At 65.7% G+C, this 17,057-nt stretch carries 16 protein-coding genes; 9 read left to right on the top strand and 7 right to left on the bottom strand.

From position 1 onward, the window contains the following. Positions 1–104: 104 nt before the first annotated feature. From NQJ30_RS17310 to NQJ30_RS17295, 4 genes are all read left to right on the top strand, one after another. On the top strand, positions 105–899 hold the full coding sequence (locus NQJ30_RS17310; RefSeq protein WP_255771435.1) for an IclR family transcriptional regulator: 795 nt from the start codon (positions 105–107) through the stop codon (positions 897–899). A gap of 130 nt (positions 900–1,029) precedes the next feature. Then, on the top strand, positions 1,030–2,295 hold the full coding sequence (locus tag NQJ30_RS17305) for a cytochrome P450 (RefSeq protein ID WP_255771434.1): 1,266 nt from the start codon (positions 1,030–1,032) through the stop codon (positions 2,293–2,295). Beyond that, positions 2,288–3,565, top strand: coding sequence for an NAD(P)/FAD-dependent oxidoreductase (locus NQJ30_RS17300; RefSeq protein ID WP_255771433.1), 1,278 nt, complete (start codon positions 2,288–2,290; stop codon positions 3,563–3,565). Before NQJ30_RS17305 ends, NQJ30_RS17300 begins: the two co-directional genes overlap by 8 nt. 28 nt (positions 3,566–3,593) lie before the next feature. Continuing rightward, positions 3,594–3,917, top strand: a complete 324-nt coding sequence (locus tag NQJ30_RS17295; RefSeq protein WP_255771432.1) for a 2Fe-2S iron-sulfur cluster-binding protein — start codon at positions 3,594–3,596, stop codon at positions 3,915–3,917. Positions 3,918–3,990: 73 nt separating this feature from the next. Here the strand turns inward: NQJ30_RS17295 and NQJ30_RS17290 are convergent, their stop codons facing one another. The 5 genes from NQJ30_RS17290 to NQJ30_RS17270 all read right to left on the bottom strand — a co-directional run bounded on the left by NQJ30_RS17290 (position 3,991) and on the right by NQJ30_RS17270 (position 9,134). Next, positions 3,991–5,379 (bottom strand): MFS transporter, encoded by a 1,389-nt coding sequence (locus tag NQJ30_RS17290; protein WP_255771431.1) that lies wholly within the window; start codon positions 5,377–5,379, stop codon positions 3,991–3,993. A gap of 11 nt (positions 5,380–5,390) precedes the next feature. Next, a complete protein-coding gene (locus NQJ30_RS17285; RefSeq protein WP_255771437.1) occupies positions 5,391–5,720 on the bottom strand; it encodes a Dabb family protein in 330 nt (109 codons plus the stop codon). Position 5,721: 1 nt separating this feature from the next. Further along, on the bottom strand, positions 5,722–7,398 hold the full coding sequence (locus NQJ30_RS17280; RefSeq protein WP_255771430.1) for an FAD-dependent oxidoreductase: 1,677 nt from the start codon (positions 7,396–7,398) through the stop codon (positions 5,722–5,724). Positions 7,399–7,479: 81 nt separating this feature from the next. Continuing rightward, the gene (locus NQJ30_RS17275; RefSeq protein WP_255771428.1) at positions 7,480–8,241 is read right to left on the bottom strand and encodes an SDR family NAD(P)-dependent oxidoreductase; all 762 of its coding nucleotides are present in this window, start codon (positions 8,239–8,241) and stop codon (positions 7,480–7,482) included. A 107-nt stretch (positions 8,242–8,348) separates the two neighbouring features. Next, the gene (locus NQJ30_RS17270; RefSeq protein WP_255771426.1) at positions 8,349–9,134 is read right to left on the bottom strand and encodes an IclR family transcriptional regulator; all 786 of its coding nucleotides are present in this window, start codon (positions 9,132–9,134) and stop codon (positions 8,349–8,351) included. A 132-nt stretch (positions 9,135–9,266) separates the two neighbouring features. Between NQJ30_RS17270 and NQJ30_RS17265 the strand changes: the two genes are divergently transcribed. Next, entirely contained in the window at positions 9,267–10,982 is a 1,716-nt protein-coding gene (locus tag NQJ30_RS17265; RefSeq protein WP_255771425.1) for an FAD-dependent oxidoreductase, read from the top strand. A 2-nt stretch (positions 10,983–10,984) separates the two neighbouring features. Then, positions 10,985–11,746 (top strand): SDR family NAD(P)-dependent oxidoreductase, encoded by a 762-nt coding sequence (locus tag NQJ30_RS17260; protein WP_255771424.1) that lies wholly within the window; start codon positions 10,985–10,987, stop codon positions 11,744–11,746. Between the two features lie 60 nt (positions 11,747–11,806). On the opposite strand, the gene NQJ30_RS17255 is transcribed toward NQJ30_RS17260, so the two are convergent. Continuing rightward, the gene (locus tag NQJ30_RS17255; protein WP_255771423.1) at positions 11,807–12,559 is read right to left on the bottom strand and encodes an ArsR/SmtB family transcription factor; all 753 of its coding nucleotides are present in this window, start codon (positions 12,557–12,559) and stop codon (positions 11,807–11,809) included. A 134-nt stretch (positions 12,560–12,693) separates the two neighbouring features. Here NQJ30_RS17255 and NQJ30_RS17250 point away from each other — a divergent pair, with 134 nt between their 5' ends. After that, complete coding sequence (locus NQJ30_RS17250; RefSeq protein ID WP_255771414.1) at positions 12,694–13,278, top strand: SOUL family heme-binding protein; 585 nt, start codon at positions 12,694–12,696, stop codon at positions 13,276–13,278. A 12-nt stretch (positions 13,279–13,290) separates the two neighbouring features. On the opposite strand, the gene NQJ30_RS17245 is transcribed toward NQJ30_RS17250, so the two are convergent. Then, positions 13,291–14,748: an FAD-dependent monooxygenase gene (locus tag NQJ30_RS17245; protein ID WP_255771412.1), complete on the bottom strand. Its 1,458-nt coding sequence runs from the start codon at positions 14,746–14,748 to the stop codon at positions 13,291–13,293. Between the two features lie 642 nt (positions 14,749–15,390). Here NQJ30_RS17245 and NQJ30_RS17240 point away from each other — a divergent pair. Both NQJ30_RS17240 and NQJ30_RS17235 read left to right on the top strand, forming a co-directional pair. Further along, positions 15,391–15,810, top strand: a complete 420-nt coding sequence (locus NQJ30_RS17240; RefSeq protein WP_255771400.1) for a hypothetical protein — start codon at positions 15,391–15,393, stop codon at positions 15,808–15,810. Between the two features lie 4 nt (positions 15,811–15,814). Next, entirely contained in the window at positions 15,815–17,050 is a 1,236-nt protein-coding gene (locus NQJ30_RS17235; protein WP_255771398.1) for a hypothetical protein, read from the top strand. The last annotated feature ends 7 nt before the right edge of the window (positions 17,051–17,057 follow it).

Here is a 17,057-nt window from a genome sequence, read left to right as displayed (position 1 = left end):
CGCGATTGGTGGGCAGACGCCTTCTACGTATAGTTAAATGCTCCCGGGCCGGCGGACTTCCGTGGCCAGCGGGGTCCAATCTGTCCCGTGGAAAGGGCAATGGCGTGGCCAATTCCCGCAGTGGAGAGTCAGTGATCGGCCGGGTGGTCCGCGTCCTTGAGGCCTTTGACCGCGACCGGCAGACCCTGACGTTGTCGCGCCTGGCTGCCCGTGCGGGAGTGCCGCGATCCACTGTGCACCGGCTCGTTGAGGAGCTCATCGGCTACGGCCTGATCCGCCGCACCCATTCCGGTGAACTGCAGATCGGGCTGCGCATGTGGGAAATTGCCACCCGGTCCCAGCCGGCCATGGACGTGCGCGAGGCAGCCCTCCCTTTTATGGACGATGTCCTGTCGGTGGTCCGTCAGCACACCACCCTCGCCGTGCTGGACGGGACTTCGGCCCTGTACGTCGAGCGCATGTCGGCGCCGGACTCCGTGCTGGATTCAGCGCGGATCACCGACCGCCTTCCGCTGAACGCCTGTTCCCCCGGGCTGGTGCTGCTGGCCCACTCGCCGGCCGCGTTCCAGGAGAGTTTCCTGGCGGGGCCCCTGACGAAGCTAACTGACGAAACCCCGGTCGACCCGGGGCTCATCCGCCGGCATCTCGCGGAGGTGAGGCACCGGGGGTTTGTAGCGCTGCCGGGAATCGGGGTTTCGGAATGGCTGGGCATCGCGGTTCCGGTGTTCGGGCCCGAGCGCACGGTAGTCGCCGCGCTGAGCGCCATCGTGCCCCGGGACCAGGGCGACGTGCGGCTCATTCTGCCCGCGCTGCTCACCGCTGCCCACGGGATTTCCCGGACCCTCGCACCCGTGCCGCGCCCCTCCGCTGTCCGGCCTCCCGCAGCTGCCGACCATTAAGGCGAGCTCTCTGAAGTTTTTGGCGTCCGTTGAATGGACGCACAGGCCTTTCCAGGCGTGATACGCCACACAGTGGACATGACGCCGCCCGGCCGGCGGCGATGAAGCCCCACTTGATGAGAGGACCACGATGCTCGCAGCAACGACGCTCGACGCGACACTTCCACGCAGTGAGGAGGGCAGCCTTCCCTACTCCCACGAACTGCAGTGGCCGGAAGGCCTGGCGCCCTTCAGGGTTGTCGACGAGGGCTCCCAGGAAGACCCCTACGCCCACTACACGTGGATGCGTGCCAACGCGCCCGTCCTCCGGTGCTGGTCACCGGTCTCGGACGTCTACTTCATCTCCCGCTACGAAGACGTCCGCAAGGCCTTCCGCGCCCCCAAGATCTTCTCCTCGGAGGTGGTCTCCCCGCCGCCGATGACGTTCCTGGTTCTGTTCGACGCCGCGAACCACACACGCCTCCGCAAGGTGGTTGCAACCGCCTTCACCCCCAAAGCGATCAAACTGTTCGAGGACCGGGTACGGGAAACCGCGAACAGCCTCCTGGACGAACTCCTCGCGAACGGCGGGGGCGAGATCGTGGAAGACTACGCCATCAAACTGAGCATGGCCACGATCTCCGCATTGCTGGATGTGCCGGCACAGGACTACGAAAAGATGAAGTTCTGGTCCGATGAGACCTTCTCCTACTTCGGACGCCTCGCCCGGAACGCACCGGGAACCGGCACCGACAAGGACAGCGCACATGAGTTCTGGGCGTACCTTAAAGACACCTTGGAGCGCCTCTACGCTGAGCAGAGCCCGTCGATGGGAGGCCATATCGCCCGGATGTGGAAGGACGAGGGCATCCTCACCGAGCAGGAGGCCAAGGAGCTGTGTTCCTTCGTCTTCATCGCCGGACACGACACCACCACCATCCTGCTGGCGAACGCCTTCCGGATCCTTGCGGAGCAGCCCGGCCTGCTCCGCCGCATCCGCGAGACCCCGGCAGATGCCGGGAAATTCGCCGAAGAACTGGCCCGGCACAGCGGCGCCGTCCACCGCGCCAGCCGCATCACCACCGAAGCCGTGGAAGTGGCGGGCGTGACCATCCCTGCCGGCAGCATCGTCCGCCTGCTTAACGCCTCCGCCAGCAGGGACCTCTTCGAAGACGGCGACACCTTCGACATCGACCACGACAACAGCAAGTCCCTGGGCTTCGGCCACGGTGTGCACAGCTGTCTGGGCCAGCCGCTGGCGCACTTGGAGACCACCGTCACCGCCGAAGTGCTGGCCCGGCGATTGGCCGCGGTCACCCTGGATCCGGCGCACCGGATCGAGTGGGTCCGCGGCAACAACCTCACCAACGCAGGTCCGCACCGCATGCGCGTCTTCCTGGAGGCACAGAATGTCTGAGCAGTACACCGAACCCATCGTCATTATCGGCTCCGGACACGCCGGCGTGGCCGTGGCAGCTGGCCTGCGCACCCGGGGTTGGGCCGGCCGAATCGTCCTCCTTGACGCCCAGGACGACGCGCCCTATGAGCGGCCGCCCCTGTCGAAGGACCTCTTGGCGCCCGGTTCGTCGGACCGCACCGCGCTGCTGCGCAAGGAGGACTACTACGCCGCCAAGGGGATCGAGCGCATGGCGGGCCAAACGGTCGTATCGATCGATCCGGCCGGCCGCGCCGTGGTGCTCGCAGACGGCAGCCGGATCCCTTACCACCGGCTGGTGATTGCCACGGGCTCACGGGCGCGCGCGCTGCCCGTGCCCGGGGCAGACCTTGACGGGGTGCTCGCGCTGCGCACCTACCAGGACGGGCTGGCCATTAGGCGGGCCTTGGTTCCGGGCGCGCGCGTGGTGGTCATCGGTGCCGGGTTCATCGGGATGGAGGTGGCGGCGGCGGCGGTGAAGAACGGCTGTTTCGTCACGGTGCTGGAGTTCCAAGACCGTGTCATGAAACGGGTGACGTCCCAGCCGGTGTCCGCCTTCTTCGAGCAACTCCACCGCTCCCAGGGCGTGCTGCTGGAATTTGGGGCAGCAGTGACCGAACTGCAGGGTAATGGCCGCGTTGAAAGGGTCCTGACCTCTGACGGCCGGACCTTTGAGGCCGACGTCGTGGTGGCTGGCATTGGGGTCCTGCCCAACCAGGAACTGGCAGAGTCTGCCGGGCTCACCTGCAGGGACGGCGTCCTGGTGGACGAACAGTGCCGGACGAGCGTGCCTGGCATTTACGCGGCAGGGGACGTCACCCGGTTCACCGGCGCGTTCAGCGGCGCCAGCCAGCGGCTTGAATCCATCCAAAATGCCAATGCCCAGGCCGAGGCTGTGGTCAACAGCATCCTCGCTGGCCAGGCGACGCCACCGGAGGTCCCGTGGTTCTGGACGGTGCAGCACGGTGTGCGCCTCCAGACTGCCGGTGTGATGCACCCCGACGATGAGGTCATCGTGCGGGGTGACCCGGCCGCCGGGAAATTCTCCGTCGTATACCTGCGCGAGGGCCGCCTTGCCGCCGTCGACACTGTGGGCGGCCTGGCCGACTTCCGCCCGGCCAAGAAGCTGATTCCGGCCGGCCTGCTGCTTGACCCCGCCCTGGTTGAAGACCCGGCCGTCAAGCTTGAGGACGCCGTGACCGGTGCAGGTACCCGTCCCGCCACCAGCATGACCGCAGCAGCACCGGTCTAGTTCAAAAAATCCTAGGAAAAGAGCCCTGATGAGCAACAACACCCTGACCGTAGTGGACCGCGACGGACAGCAGCACGCTGTCGAGTGGGAGCCGGAGCAAAGCCTGATGGAAGCATTGCGGGACAACGACCTCCCGGTGCTGGCGTCCTGCGGCGGAACGGCATCCTGCGCCACCTGCCACGTCTTCATGGACGGTGACATCGTCAAGAGCCTTGGCGAACGCAGCGAGGACGAGGCCGAACTGCTGGTGGACGCTGAAGGCTTCAGTGAGGACTGCTCGCGGCTCTCCTGCCAGGTCCCGTTTGACGGCCGTCTGGACGGAATGACCGTCACCCTCGCGCCGGAAGACTAACCGCCGCATGCAAAAGACCGTGCCCCCGTCGCCAATCTGGCAACGGGGGCACGGTCTTTTCAATCGGTGGTTCCTATCGGAGCATGGTGTCCATTTCATGGCGGGCCGTTCGGGCTGCACCCTGTTCCCGCCGCCGGGCGGTCCCTTCGAGATAGGGCGCTCCCAATTTCTCAATGGGTGTCCGGAACGTCTCACGGGAGAAGTACACGCAGACGCCGGCAATCAACATGCAGGCGGTCGCAAAAACGGCAACGGGGAGCCAGCCGGTGACTCCAGGCGTCAGCAACATGCTCGCGATCATCGGTGCGAATCCGGCCAGGACCAGGCCGAGCTGGTTTCCCAGTGCCATTCCCGAGTACCGCACGGGGGTGGCGAACTGCTCTGCCACAAAGGCCGGCCACACGCCGTTGTAGGCCGAGTACAGCACTGTCATGTTGAGGAACGCTGCCAGGAAGACCAGCACGATGTTGCCCGAGGACAGCGCGAGGAAGTACACGAAGATCGTGGCGGAGCAGCCGATCGCGGCGGCGAGCAGCAGGGGCCGGCGGCCTATCCGGTCAGCCAGCTTCGCGGTCAGTGGCATAACCAGCATCGACAGGCCTATGGCCACGGCATTGACCGTGAGGATTGAGGAGCGGTCAAAGCCCGCCGTGGAGGTGGCGTAGGCCAGGCCAAAGACAGTAAAAACTGTCTGCATAACAACCATGATGGACATCCCGGCAACCCGCATCACGTCCGGCGCCTGAAACTTCAGGACTTCCTTGACGGGCATAGGGGCGACCTGGTCCTTCTCCTGCGCCGCTTCAAAGACGGGGGTTTCGTCCAGATGTGTCCGGACCCAGTACGCGACGGCGAGCACCACGATGGAGAGCCAGAACGGGACGCGCCAGCCCCAGCTCATCATGGCTTCCTGGGGCAGGGCGCTGATCGGAATGAAGACCAGGGTGGCGAGGACCATTCCCGAGGCGTAGCCCATCATCACGAAGCTGGTGAAGAAGGCGCGTTTTCCGTCCGGGGAGTGCTCCAGGGTAAGCGTGGACGCACCGGCCGATTCAGCTCCGGCGGAGAAACCCTGGGCCAGGCGTCCTGCCACCAGCAGCACCGGGGCCCAGACGCCCACCTGCTCGTACGTGGGGAGGCATCCGATGCCGAGGGAGGCCAGGCCCATGATGCCCAGCGTGAGCAAGAGGATCTTTTTGCGGCCCAGCTTGTCGCCGAAATGGCCCATGACCAGGCCGCCGACCGGCCGTGCCACGTAGGCGACGCCGAAGGTCGCCAGGGCGCCGATCAGGCCGATTGCGGGGTCATCGGACGGGAAGAACAAGTGCGGGAAGACTAGAGCGGCCGCCGTCCCGTAGATGAAGAAGTCGTAGTATTCCAGGGTGCTTCCCAGGAAGGATGCAAGGGCGGCCTTCCCCGGGGTCTTGGGTGCGGACGGGGAAGCGTGAGCGGTTGTGTCCATGTGGAATCTCCTTAAGACAGCGGTGTCTTGGTGGAAGCCGGCTGCGGATCCTGGAGGTGGAAGTCCACCGAGAGGATTTGCTGGCTGTTGGGGAACGAGTACGCCTTGAGCGGCTCGTGGAGCGGGTGCGTGTTGTAGACCGCGATGTCCTCGACGTTGTTGAAGTCCGCCACGATGGCGTAGTCGAAGGACCGCTCGGTGCTGAGCACATCGGGTCCGTGCGTCAGGCTGAGCATGCCAGGGATATTGCCGCTCATCCTATTGAGTCCGGCGATCCAGGCCTGCTTGTCGGCGGCCGGGAAGTCCGGTTTGAACTTGAAAAGTACGGTGTGGCGGATCATCTCAGGCACCCACCAGTTCAGCGGCAGGTTCCGTGGTTGCCGGGGAGGCGTAGGCAGGATCCTCGCCGGCGATGGTCCGTCCGGCAAGGTAGCCCATGGTCATGATGGGGCCCAGCGTCGCGCCGGCGCCGGGGTAGCCGGCCGCGTACGCGTTTTCGGTGGTGTTGCCGGCGGCAAACAGGCCTGGCACCGGGTTGTTGTCGACGTCCAGGACGCGGGCGAGTCCGTCGGTGGCGATGCCGCCGTTGGTTCCGAAGGCGCCGTTGACTACCTGCATGGCGTAGAAAGGTCCGGTCTGCAGCGGCGCAAGGGACGGGTTCGGGTACGCGTTATCGGCGTCACCCCAATACCGGTCGTAGGCGCTGGTGCCGCGGCCGAAATCGGGATCCTGGCCCTTGGCGGCGAATTCGTTGAAGCGCGCCACGGTCGCGCTGAGGTTCTCGGCGGGAACACCGATCTTTGCGGCAAGCTCTTCAAGGGTTGCCGCCTCGGTCAGGTAGTCCGGTGTGGGCTGGCCGGCGCGGTGGGCCAGGATGCCGTAGCGCTGCATGTAGGCGTGGTCCACAATCACGTGTGCGGGAGTGTTCAGGGTCTGGTTCGCGGCGGAGTCCCAGGACTGGAGGCAGCGGGCCAGATCGTTGTAGTTCTGGGATTCGTTGGCGAAGCGGCGGCCGTGCCGGTTGACCATGATCGATCCCGGGCCCTGGCGTTCGAAGCGGAGGAGGGTCCCAATGGGCTGCCCGTCGCGCAGGTCCCCCGTGATGGACATCGGGGCCCACCACGCTTCGCGGGTACCGCGGGTCTGGCCGCCGATGCGCTGGGACATCCGCAGCCCGTCGCCGGTGTTTGAGGGCGGTGAGCACATGGTGTGCAGCCGCGACGCCAGCATCGAGTCGGCCAGCGCTTTGTCCCATTCGAAACCGCCCGTGGCCAGCACCACGCCGTCCGTGGCTCCGATGATTTCGCCGGTTTCCAGCTCCACTCCGGTCACCCGGCCGCCGTCGGTCACCAGACGGTGTCCGCGTGCTCCGGTGACCAGTGCGGCCCCGGACCGGACCAGGCTCGCCAGCAGCATGGACACCAGGGCCTGTCCCTTAGCCACGAGGCCCTCCTTTTGGCGGAGATCCAACTCGTCCCAGGGGAACTTGGTGAACGCGCCCCAGGTCTCGTATTCCTGCATCGTGAAGGGTGCCCGGCCGTCGGTGCGGACATGCGCCGTAAGTGACCCCAGTGCTTCCTTGCTGTTGAACAGTTCCGGTTCCACTGTGCGGCCGCCCTCCAGCGCACCGGGCAGGTCCTGCCGGTAGTCCGGGAAGTTATCCAGGAAGATGAACCGGACGCCGCACTGGTCCTCCACAAACTGCAGCATCTGGTCGCCGTAGTTCAACGCGGCGTCGAGCAGTTCCTCGCGGCCCCGGCCACGGGCCACCGCGCGCACGTACTCGGCGGCCGCCGCCTTGGAGTCGGCGATGCCCGCCTCGCAGGCGTGGTGGTTGTCTGCCACCCACAGCATGCCGCCGGAAACGGCCGACGTTCCGCCCAGAAGATCGCTTTTCTCCAGGATGATGACGGATTTGCCGGCGCGGGCGGCAGTAGCCCCGGCGGTGAGGGCGCCGGCTCCGGAACCGACGACGACGACGTCGTAGTTTTCCGCCGCGGTTCCACTGACGAATTTCATGGTTGTTTGATGCCTTTCGGGAGATGTCTAAGGGCTGCCGCGCACCCGTAAACGGTGCCGGCGGGGGAGCGGGAGGTCGGCTTAGACCGCGGTGTAACCGCCGTCGATCACGAGTTCCGAACCTGTGGTGAAGCGGGATTCGTCCGACGCCAGGTAGAGCACGCCGTAGGCGATTTCTTCGGGTTCACCCTGCCGGGGCAGCGGGTTTGAGCCGAGGAGCTGCTTGTAGTACTCCTCGGGACCCACCACGGACTGTTCCGCGGAGCGGCGGCTCATGCGGGTGTTCATGGAACCGGGGTGGATGGAGTTCACCCTGATGCCGTGGGCCCCGTAGGCGGCCGCATCCGACTTGCTCAGCAGCCGGACGGCGCCCTTGGTGGCGTGGTAGAGCGGGACGCTGCTGCCGCCGGTGAGGCCGTGGATCGAGGAGAAGTTAATGATGCTGCCGGCGCCTTTGGCAATCATGCCGGGGACCACGTGCTTGGTCATCAGCCAGACCCCCTTGACGTTGACGTTGAAAATCGTGTCGAAGTCCGTCACGGAGGCGGTGTGGGATGCGCCGGCCGGTCCGATGATTCCGGCCGCGTTGACCAGGATGTCCGGAACGCCGATGTCCGCGGTGATGCGCCGGATCGCGTCGGCAACGCTGTCCTCGTCCGTGACATCGACGTCGTACTCCCGGACGTTCCCGTGGGTGGCCCCGGCAGGGGTCCCGGCCATATCGAGGCTTGCCACCGTTGCGCCGTGCTCGGCGAGCAGCGCCGCCGTTGCGCTGCCGAGGTCCCCCCTGCCACCGGTGATGACCGCCGTCTTGCCGGCGACACGGTTGTTCGTGTTGTTCATGATCCGCTCCTCGTAACTCGCGCAGCCTCTGCGCCGCGCCTTAGCTACGGTGGCAGGGGAGTTGTGAGTGGGACCACACGATTACCGATGAACGGTAATCCAGCACCTCATTGGCTTTGGCGGACCGTTCCCTTCAACTCACCTCGCCAGCCCAGTGCCCGGGAAACTCCGCGGGCTCCGGCCATGAGCACCGGGACCCGGGCGGCCGTATGCTCCTCGGTCCGCGGCACGATCACGCTGAGGGCTGCCACGGCGGTGTTGTCGGGTCCGAAGACCGGCACCGCAATGCCGGTGGTCTCGGGAACGATGACTCCGGGCATGGCGGCGAAGCCCCGTTGCCGGATATCGGCCAGGTGGCGGCGCAGCACGGCCGGTTCGGTGAGCGTGGTGTCTGTGTACTTCGTCAGTGGCCTGGCGAGGATGACGTCCTGGTACGCGGCCGGGGAATGGGCCAGCAGAATCAGGCCCGATGATGTCGCGTGCAGGGGGAGCCGGCCCGCGATTTTCGAAATGTCCACAACAGTGGAATGCGTACCGATCCGCTCGATGTAGAGGACCTCATCGGAATCCAGGATGCCCAGTGTGGTGGCGTGCTGGACCACTGATTGGACGTCCTCCATGAACGGCAGCGCAGCCTCCCTGAGGCCCACCATCTTCGACCCGCGGGACACCAGCTCCCACATCCGGGTGCCGATATGGACTTCGCCGCCCGGTTCGCGCTCCAAGAGCCGCTCGAGCAGCAGTTCGTTGACCATCCTGTAGGTGGTGGTGACAGGAAGCCCCGTCCGGCGGCCCAGTTCAGCGACGCTCATGGTCTGGTGGCGGTCATCGAAAGCACTCAGGATCCGGACGAAGCGGGCGATGATCGATTCGCCTGAGTCGGAATTTGCCACTGAACCTCCTCGTGATTCCCGTTCAATGGTAATCGCCGTCGTGATGATTCTCCGAACCCGCTCTACTGGGGGCTGGCATTCCACCCCGGCTGCGGCACCGACGCGTGCAGCCACTGAACGGAGCAAGAAGACATGAGTAAGAGCGTTGTGTGTGATGTCCTGGTGATCGGGTCCGGTGTGGCTGGCATGGCCGCAGCTTTGAAAGCCGCATCGCAGGGATTGAGCGTGATCGTTGCCGAGAAGGAGCAGTACTTTGGCGGCACCACGGCAATTTCGGCGGGCTGGGCCTGGGTCCCCGGAAACAAGCAGGGAGTGGCTCAGGGTGACACCCGCGAGGAAGCGGAAACCTACCTGAAGAACCTCGCCCCGGATACCTTCAACGAGGCGGGCGTCCGGACCTTCCTGGACACCGTGCCCGAGGCCATTTCCTTCTTCGAGAACGAAACCGAGGTGAAGTTCACGTATCCGGAGAAATCCCCCGACTACAAAATGGACCTGCCCGGCGCCAAGCTCTCGGGCCGGGCCATCCTGCCGCAGGACGTTGACGCACGCGTACTCGGGGACAAACGCCTTCTGATGCAGCCGTACATGAGTTCCTACACGGTCTTCGGCTACATGCCGCAGGTGGGCCCGGACATCAACGAGTTCTTCCACGTCAACCAGTCAGTGAGTTCCTTCGTCTACGTGGCAAAGAAGCTGCTCCGCACCTGGTTCGATGCCGCCCGGTACAAGCGGCCTGTGCAGCGCTCCAACGGCAACGCCCTGATGACCCGCATGGTCAAGAGCGCCGACGATTTGGGCGTACGGCTCTGGAACTCCGCACCTGCTCTTTCACTGACCCGGGACGACGCCGGCACCGTGACGGGGGCGGTCATCGGAGGAGCCCGTGCCGCCACGGTCACGGCAAAACTGGGCGTCATCCTCGCCGCCGGCGGATTCTCCGGCAACAAGGAACTGCGCAAGCAATACTTCCCGCACGATGCTGAGGGCGACGACCATTTCACGCCCACCGTGGGCCACGGCGGCGACGCCGCCAACCTGGCCATCAGCGCCGGCGGACACATCGACAACTCAGTGTTCAGCGTCGGTTCCTGGGCGCCGGTGACAGTCTTCAAGTACCTCAACGGCAGGGAGCGGCTGTTCCCGCACCTTCGCGCGATCGGACTGCCGGGGCTGATCGCTGTGGACCGGCACGGAAAGCGCTTCGGCAACGAGGCGCTGAGTTACCACGACTTCGGCGGTGCCATGATCGCCCACAACCAGGCTGAGGACAAGACGTTCGGCTACGTGATCGGTGACGCCAGGACCATGCACAAGTACGGCATCGGCTATGCCAAGCCCTGGCCCATGCCGCGCGGTTACTTCTATAAGACCGGCTACCTGGTCAAGGGGGCAACGCTGGAGGAACTGGCCGGCAAGCTCGGCATTGACGCCAAGGGGCTGCAGGAAACCGTGGCGGAGTTCAACCCCGCTGCTGAACGCGGCGAGGATCCGGCGTTCGGCCGAGGCTCCACCTTGTACAACCACTTCCGCGGCGACATGGAGCACAAGCCCAACCCGAACCTGGCCACGGTGGGCAAGGGACCGTACTTTGCGGCCAAAATCCAGATGGGTGATCTTGGCACTTTCGCTGGGATCGGCGTCAACGATCGCTCCGAGGTCAAGACGGAGGAAGGGACGGCAATTCCAGGCCTGATCGCCGTCGGGGCGGCAGCAGTCAGTGTGTTCGGCGGCGGCTACCCGGGCTACGGTTCCCACATTGGCCCCGCCCTTGTCTTCGGTTACCGGGCTGGCCGGGACATCGCCAAACTTGCGGCCGAGCGCGGCAAGCGTTCCGAACTGGTCTGACCATGGGAGACGCACGATCCGCGGTGGTGACAGGCGGGGGCTCCGGGATCGGGGAAGCCATTGCCCTGAAGCTCGCGGAGGCGGGATATGCAGTCACTATCGGTGACATCGGCAGTGCCGGTTCGGAAGTTGCCCAGAGAATCAACGCCAAGGGTGGGCAGGCCCGGTTCGTTCCTACGGATGTGACTGACGAGGAATCGGTGCGCGGCCTGATGGAAGGGGCAGCGCGCACCTTTGGCGGGCTTGACGTCCTGGTGGCCAATGCCGGAATTCCCGAAGCAAAGGCGCCGCTTCACGAACTCGACCTGTCCAAGTGGCAGCGTGTCATTGACGTGAACCTCACGGGTGTTGCGGTTTGCAACAAATGGGCTGTGGCCACGATTCTCGACGGCCGGAGGAACACCGCAGAACCGCGGACGGCTTCGGTGATCAACATGGCCTCGATTCTGGCCCATGTGGGGCAAGCGAACAGCAATGCCTATTCTGCGGCGAAGGCAGCCGTTGCCAACTTCACCCGTTCGGCGGCCCTGACCTACGCCAGGGAAGGTATTCGGTTCAACGCCGTGTCGCCGGGCTACGTGGACACGCCCTTGCTGGCTCAACTGCCGGAAGAGACGCGCTCGCAGATGATTTCCAAACAACCCATCGGGCGCTTGCTTCGGCCCGAGGAGATCGCCAACGTGGTGTTGTTCCTCGCGGGCGACGGCTCTTCGGCGCTGACGGGATCCATCATTAATGCCGACGGCGGCTACACCGCTATCTAGCACCAGCGGAGGCTCAAGGACCACGACGGCGGCACCCGCGGTGGGTGCCGCCGACCAGCCTTACGTGTACATGAGGGAGCCGGGGGTGGTGAGCTTCTCGCCGGTTTCCAGCCAGGTCTTCAGGCCGGAGAGGATCATGGGCCAGCCGCCGTAGAGCTGTTCGTTGGCGCCTTCGCGGAGCTGGTCGTGGGTGACCGTAAGGTGGCAGGAGTCGCCCACGGGTTCGATCTCCCAGGTGATGCGGGAGGTCCCTTCGGCCTTGACGTCCTCGCCCCAGAGCGCGGTCATGGTCTGCACGAGCCTGCGCGGCGGGTCAACTTCGATGTTCTCGCCTTCGCCCAGCAGGTCCCCGGCCTTGGGGTTGCCCATTTCGAACCGGCCGCCTGGGGTCCAGTCGGAGGTGATGGAGTTCCCGAACTGGTATTTGCTGCGGATCTCGCTGTCCGTGATGGCCTCCCAGAGCCGTTCCGGGGTGGTCTTGATGTAGATTTCGAAGATCTTTTCCATGGGACTTTCCAATCTGGTTTTGAGGTCGCTGAGGCCAGCGGCCCATGGTTCGGCGTATTTGCTCACCCAGCGGTCGTGGATCAGCCGGATGGGCACCGGATTCAGGAAGTGGAGTTTTTCGCGGCCCCGACGGCGGGTGACCACCAGGCCGGCGTCCTCCAGCAGCCTGAGGTGCTTCATGACCCCGTAGCGGGTCATGTCGAAGCGGGCCTCGAGTGCGTGGAGGGTCTGCCCGTCCTCCCGGAAGAGCTCATCGAGCAGGTCCCGGCGGGTGGGGTCGGCGAGGGCCTTGAATACGGCGTCCACCACTCCAGAATAGGTGACAGAATGGTCACATGTCTAGGGGGCGGGTGACTGCATGGCTCCGCCCGGCGAAAGATTGCCGGGGCCGGTCCCCGGAGTCTGGCCGCCCGCGCCGGACCGGCGTAGGGTCTGGAGCCATGACCGAACAGCAACCCTATGAGCTGATCCAGCGCTACCCGCACTTTGAGTTGCGCCGCTATCCCGCGCACGTTGTCGCCGAGGTTCACGTCAGGACCACCTTTGACCGGGCCGGAAGTGCCGCCTTCCGGCATCTGTTCAACTACATCAGCGGGAGCAATACGGCGCGGCAAAAGCTGGCGATGACAGCCCCGGTCATTCAGGAGACCGGGCCGGCGCAAAAGCTGGCGATGACCGCGCCGGTGCTCCAAGGCGGTCCGTTGCCGGGCAGCGGTGCGCCCGCCGTTTTTGTGATTTCCTTTGTGCTCCCGGAGGGTACGACGGCGGAAACGGCTCCGGTTCCCACCAACCCTGACGTTGTGGTCCGGGCCGTTCCGGGTTTCCTGGCGGCAGTGGTCCGCTTCGCCGGCAGCGGCACCGGAAAGGCTTTTGCGCACCGCAACGAAGGCCTGCAGGCGGCGCTGTCCCTGGCTGGTCTGACGTCCGTCGGGCCGCCGCGCTTTGCCCGTTTTGATCCGCCGTTCAAGCCGTGGTTCCTGCGGCACAACGAGGTGGTGCAGGACGTGGTTGATCCCTCGGCTTAGGCCAGGGCGAAGCTAAGGCTGCGCCGGCCCGAACCAGCGCGCAAGCGCGTCCTCCAGGCCGGCAGCGGTCCCGTCTCCCGTCCACGCCACATACCCGTCGGGCCGGATCAGCACAGCTGCCGGGGCACTGACCGGACCGATCACCGGAAGCTCCCACCCGCCGTCGTACGCCGCGTCCACCGCCAGGACACGGGCCGCCCACGGCCCCGCGTCGACGGCGCCCGGCTCACCGAAGTTGAGCAGTGCGGCACGGGCGCCGTGCAGGAGGCTGAACACGCGCAGCGGGCCGTTGGAGGTGACGACGTCGAGATCGGGCATGCGGCGCCCGAGCAGCGGGTGCCCCTCGCCGAAGTCGTAGCGGACGTCCAGCCCGGAGATGAGCCCGGCAATCCGCTTCCGGGCCGCGTCGATGTCCAGCAGGCCGGCCACTGTGTCAGCCAGCGCGCCGACGCGCGGATCGGCCCGCTGCATCACTGCCTGGGCCATGGTGTGCTTCAGGGCGCGGGCGCCGGCGGGGTGCCGCTCTGCGTGATAGGTGTCCAGCAGGCCGGCCGGGGCGGTGCCCTGGACCACCTGGGCGAGCTTCCAGCCGAGGTTCACGGCGTCCTGGATGCCCAGCCCGATTCCCTGGCCGCCCGACGGCGAATGAATGTGCGCCGCGTCCCCGGCCAGCAGCACCCGGCCGTTCCGGTAGGCCGCAGCCTGCCGCGTGGCATCGGTGAACCGGGAAATCCAAGTGGGCGAATGCGCACCGAAATCGGTGCCGTAGATGTCGGTGAGGGCCTTGCTGAGGTCAGCCAGGGTGGGCTCGGCCGCCGGACCGAGGTGTTTCTCGGTTACCACCACCCGGGTGGTCCGCCCGTCCTCCATCAGGTGCAGCCCGTGGACGCCCACCTCGTCGATCCGCATGCCCGCAGGCGCCTCGTCAGTCACCTCCACCTCGGCGATCAGGCTGCTCCGGGTCGCATCCCAGCCCGGGAAGCCGATGCCGGCAGCCTTTCGGACAGCGCTTCGCCCGCCGTCGGCGCCCACCAGGAACAGTGCCCGGATGCTTTCCCCGTCGCTGAGCTGAACGTCCACCCCGGCATCATCCTGGGTGAAGCCTGCCACGGCGCGCCCCCGCCGGACCGGCACCCCGAGCTCCGCGACCCAGCCGGCTAGGATGCGCTCAATGTGGTTCTGCCACAGGCCCAGCGTGAAAGGGTGCCGGGTGGGAAAGTCGCTGACGTCCAGCCGGGTGGTCCCGAAGAAGGCGGCCTGGACCGGTGTGCCCTCGGCAAGGAACCGTTCCGCAATCCCGCGCTGGTCCAGGATTTCAATGGTCCGCGAGTGGAACCCGCCCGCCCGCGAGCCCACCAGCTCCGGTGTGGCGCGGCGCTCCACAATGACCGCTTCCACCCCTGCCAGCGCCAGCTCTCCGGCCAGCATCATCCCCGTGGGACCGCCGCCCGCAATGATCACATCAGCCATACCAAACCCCGTTCTCCAAGCCTCCGCCGTGCCCTGGTTCAGGCTGCCCCCGCGGGACACCTGACCGGGAGCACCTGAGCCAGTCTGCGCCATGGCGGGGGCCTTGCCGCAAGCCCCCGGGGGCGCGATACATTGAAAGTGGAGGAACGGCCCGGTCCCTGACCCTGCGGGCCCATCCAGGCGTTTGGGGGCTGGGGAAATAAGAGTCTACAACGACTTTAGTAATTAACTCCGAAGCCATTGACTGGCGGCTTTGCGGCGAGGATGATATTGAACCGTAGGCAGTGGCGGCCGGAAAGGCAAGAGGCCCTGCCGGTGACTTTCAAAAAGGGACCGGGAATGACCCGCAATCAATTTCAGGAATGGCCCGCGCGATCACGCCACTGGCAGGACCGGCGAATAATTCCTTTTTGGATAAGTAATGGGGAAAGTATCGGGCTGGGCGATGCGGTGAAAGATCTGACAACCTTGGCCGGAATCCCGCCGTGCGGCGGCTGTGAACAGCGCGCGGCTTTCCTCAACAGGCTTTTGCGCCTGCCGCGGTTCCGGAAGCGGAACCGCTCCTAAGTATCGTGTTTCCCGGTGTCATGCCGGGATGCCGGCCTGCCCGCAGTGCGGCCGGCGGAGTGTCAGGAGGCGGCCATGCCGCAGCAAGTAGTGGTAACGGAGCGTTATTGGTGTCCCGGGCCGTGGCCGTGGGAATGGTTCGATACGTGCACGCGCAAGGTGACCAAGTGGTGCTACGACTTCAGTTGGGTTGAGGAGACCGGTTACGGGCTGGCCAGCCATCTGAAAGGGTGCGAAAACGGAATTCTCTACACCTGGTGGGCCTTTTCCTTCAATATCTGGGGCAGTACCCAGTACGGCCCGGGAAGAATGTGTTTTACCAGCAAATTGAGTTCGTCGGGACGCTGCGCCGCGTCGGCTGTTTCCGGACTGAGCGTTACGGCAGAAGCGCCGCGGATTCAAGCCATGGCCAGCCGCCAAATCCGCCGGCCAGTGCACCGGCCGTTACCGGATGAAAAAGAGCAGTCCATGCCTGACGATGAGAATTCGCAGTAATTCAATGCGCGCCACACTGGATTTGGAAACGGTGCTGCAGAACGTACATTGCCATGACGAGGGCGATGGGTGGGGAAATGCGGAGCCGTATATCTGGACCGTTTTCTTCAAGGTGGACGGGGACAATTTCGCCGTCGAGGCCGGGTCCGGGCTGATCGGCTCGCCCACCATCGTTTCCAGCAACGGAAGCCACGGAAACCTGGGCAACACGGACGTGGACGCCGGGGATGATGTTCCGGTGCCGGACGCCGTCGGACTTTGGTCCACCAAACTGAAGCCCATCCCTGTCAACGACGCCGGACTGCGTGCACTGCTCGGCGCGGACGATCTTCCCGCCATCGCCGGCGCGGTGGTGTCCCTCATGGAGGAGGACGGCTGGCCGGACTCCCTGGCCAACACGGGGTATTCGGCGTTCGTGGATGCTGTCCAGCTGGCGGTGGTCAAGGTGGCCGCGAGCTTCCAGCATGCACTGGCGGCACCTACCCCGCAGCAAATCAAGGACCAGATCGAAGTGGTGAAGGCCTCGGCCGCCACGTCGGTCAAGGCGGCCGTCAAGAACGCCATGTCCGGGTGGCAGCTGATCTGGTACGGGACGTTCGGTAACAACGACGACGAGATCGGCACCGAAGCGTTCACCACCACCACCGATGAGCTGGTGGCCACCCCGGCCATCGCGATCAACCGCCGGTGGTCTGGAGATGAATCCGGGGACGGAGACTGGGAGATCAACGGGGTGTTCCGCGGCTTCCCGCAGCTGGACTGCCACCTCGAGCGGCTGTTCTCCTTCAGCGCCAGGAGCGAGGCCCGCCAGGAGGAGTCCCGTGCCACTAGCTTCGACGCAATGCGGACCTTCCGGGACGGAGCGTTCCGTGAGTCTGCGGGCCTGGGGGCCTGGTGGGCGGAATTCGCCGCGGCGAGCCCGGCGCTGGCCATGCTCGCGGAGCAGCGGCCGGACGTGCGGGAGGCGCTGAACGGGCTGGTGCACGACGCCGGCACCTGGCTGGGGGACGGGGCGGAACGTATTGGCGGGCAGTCTTTGGAACGCCTGAACACTGTCCTGGATGCCCTGGCGGCGGACGCGCCCGGACACAGGGGACGGGTGGTCCGGCAGGCAAAGCGCCTGGTGAAGCGGCTGGACGGGGCCAGCTTTGCGGACGCCCTGCGGTTCGCCGTCGAGATGAAACCCGTGGGCAGGACACCGCGCAAGGACCCGGTTCCGCCGGCCGGGTCACGTGCCTAGGGTTTCC

It is taken from the genome of Pseudarthrobacter sulfonivorans (assembly GCF_024391045.1).
In the GTDB taxonomy this organism is placed as follows: Bacteria; Actinomycetota; Actinomycetes; order Actinomycetales; family Micrococcaceae; genus Arthrobacter; species Arthrobacter sulfonivorans_B.
This window is presented reverse-complemented; position numbering and strand designations above follow the sequence as displayed.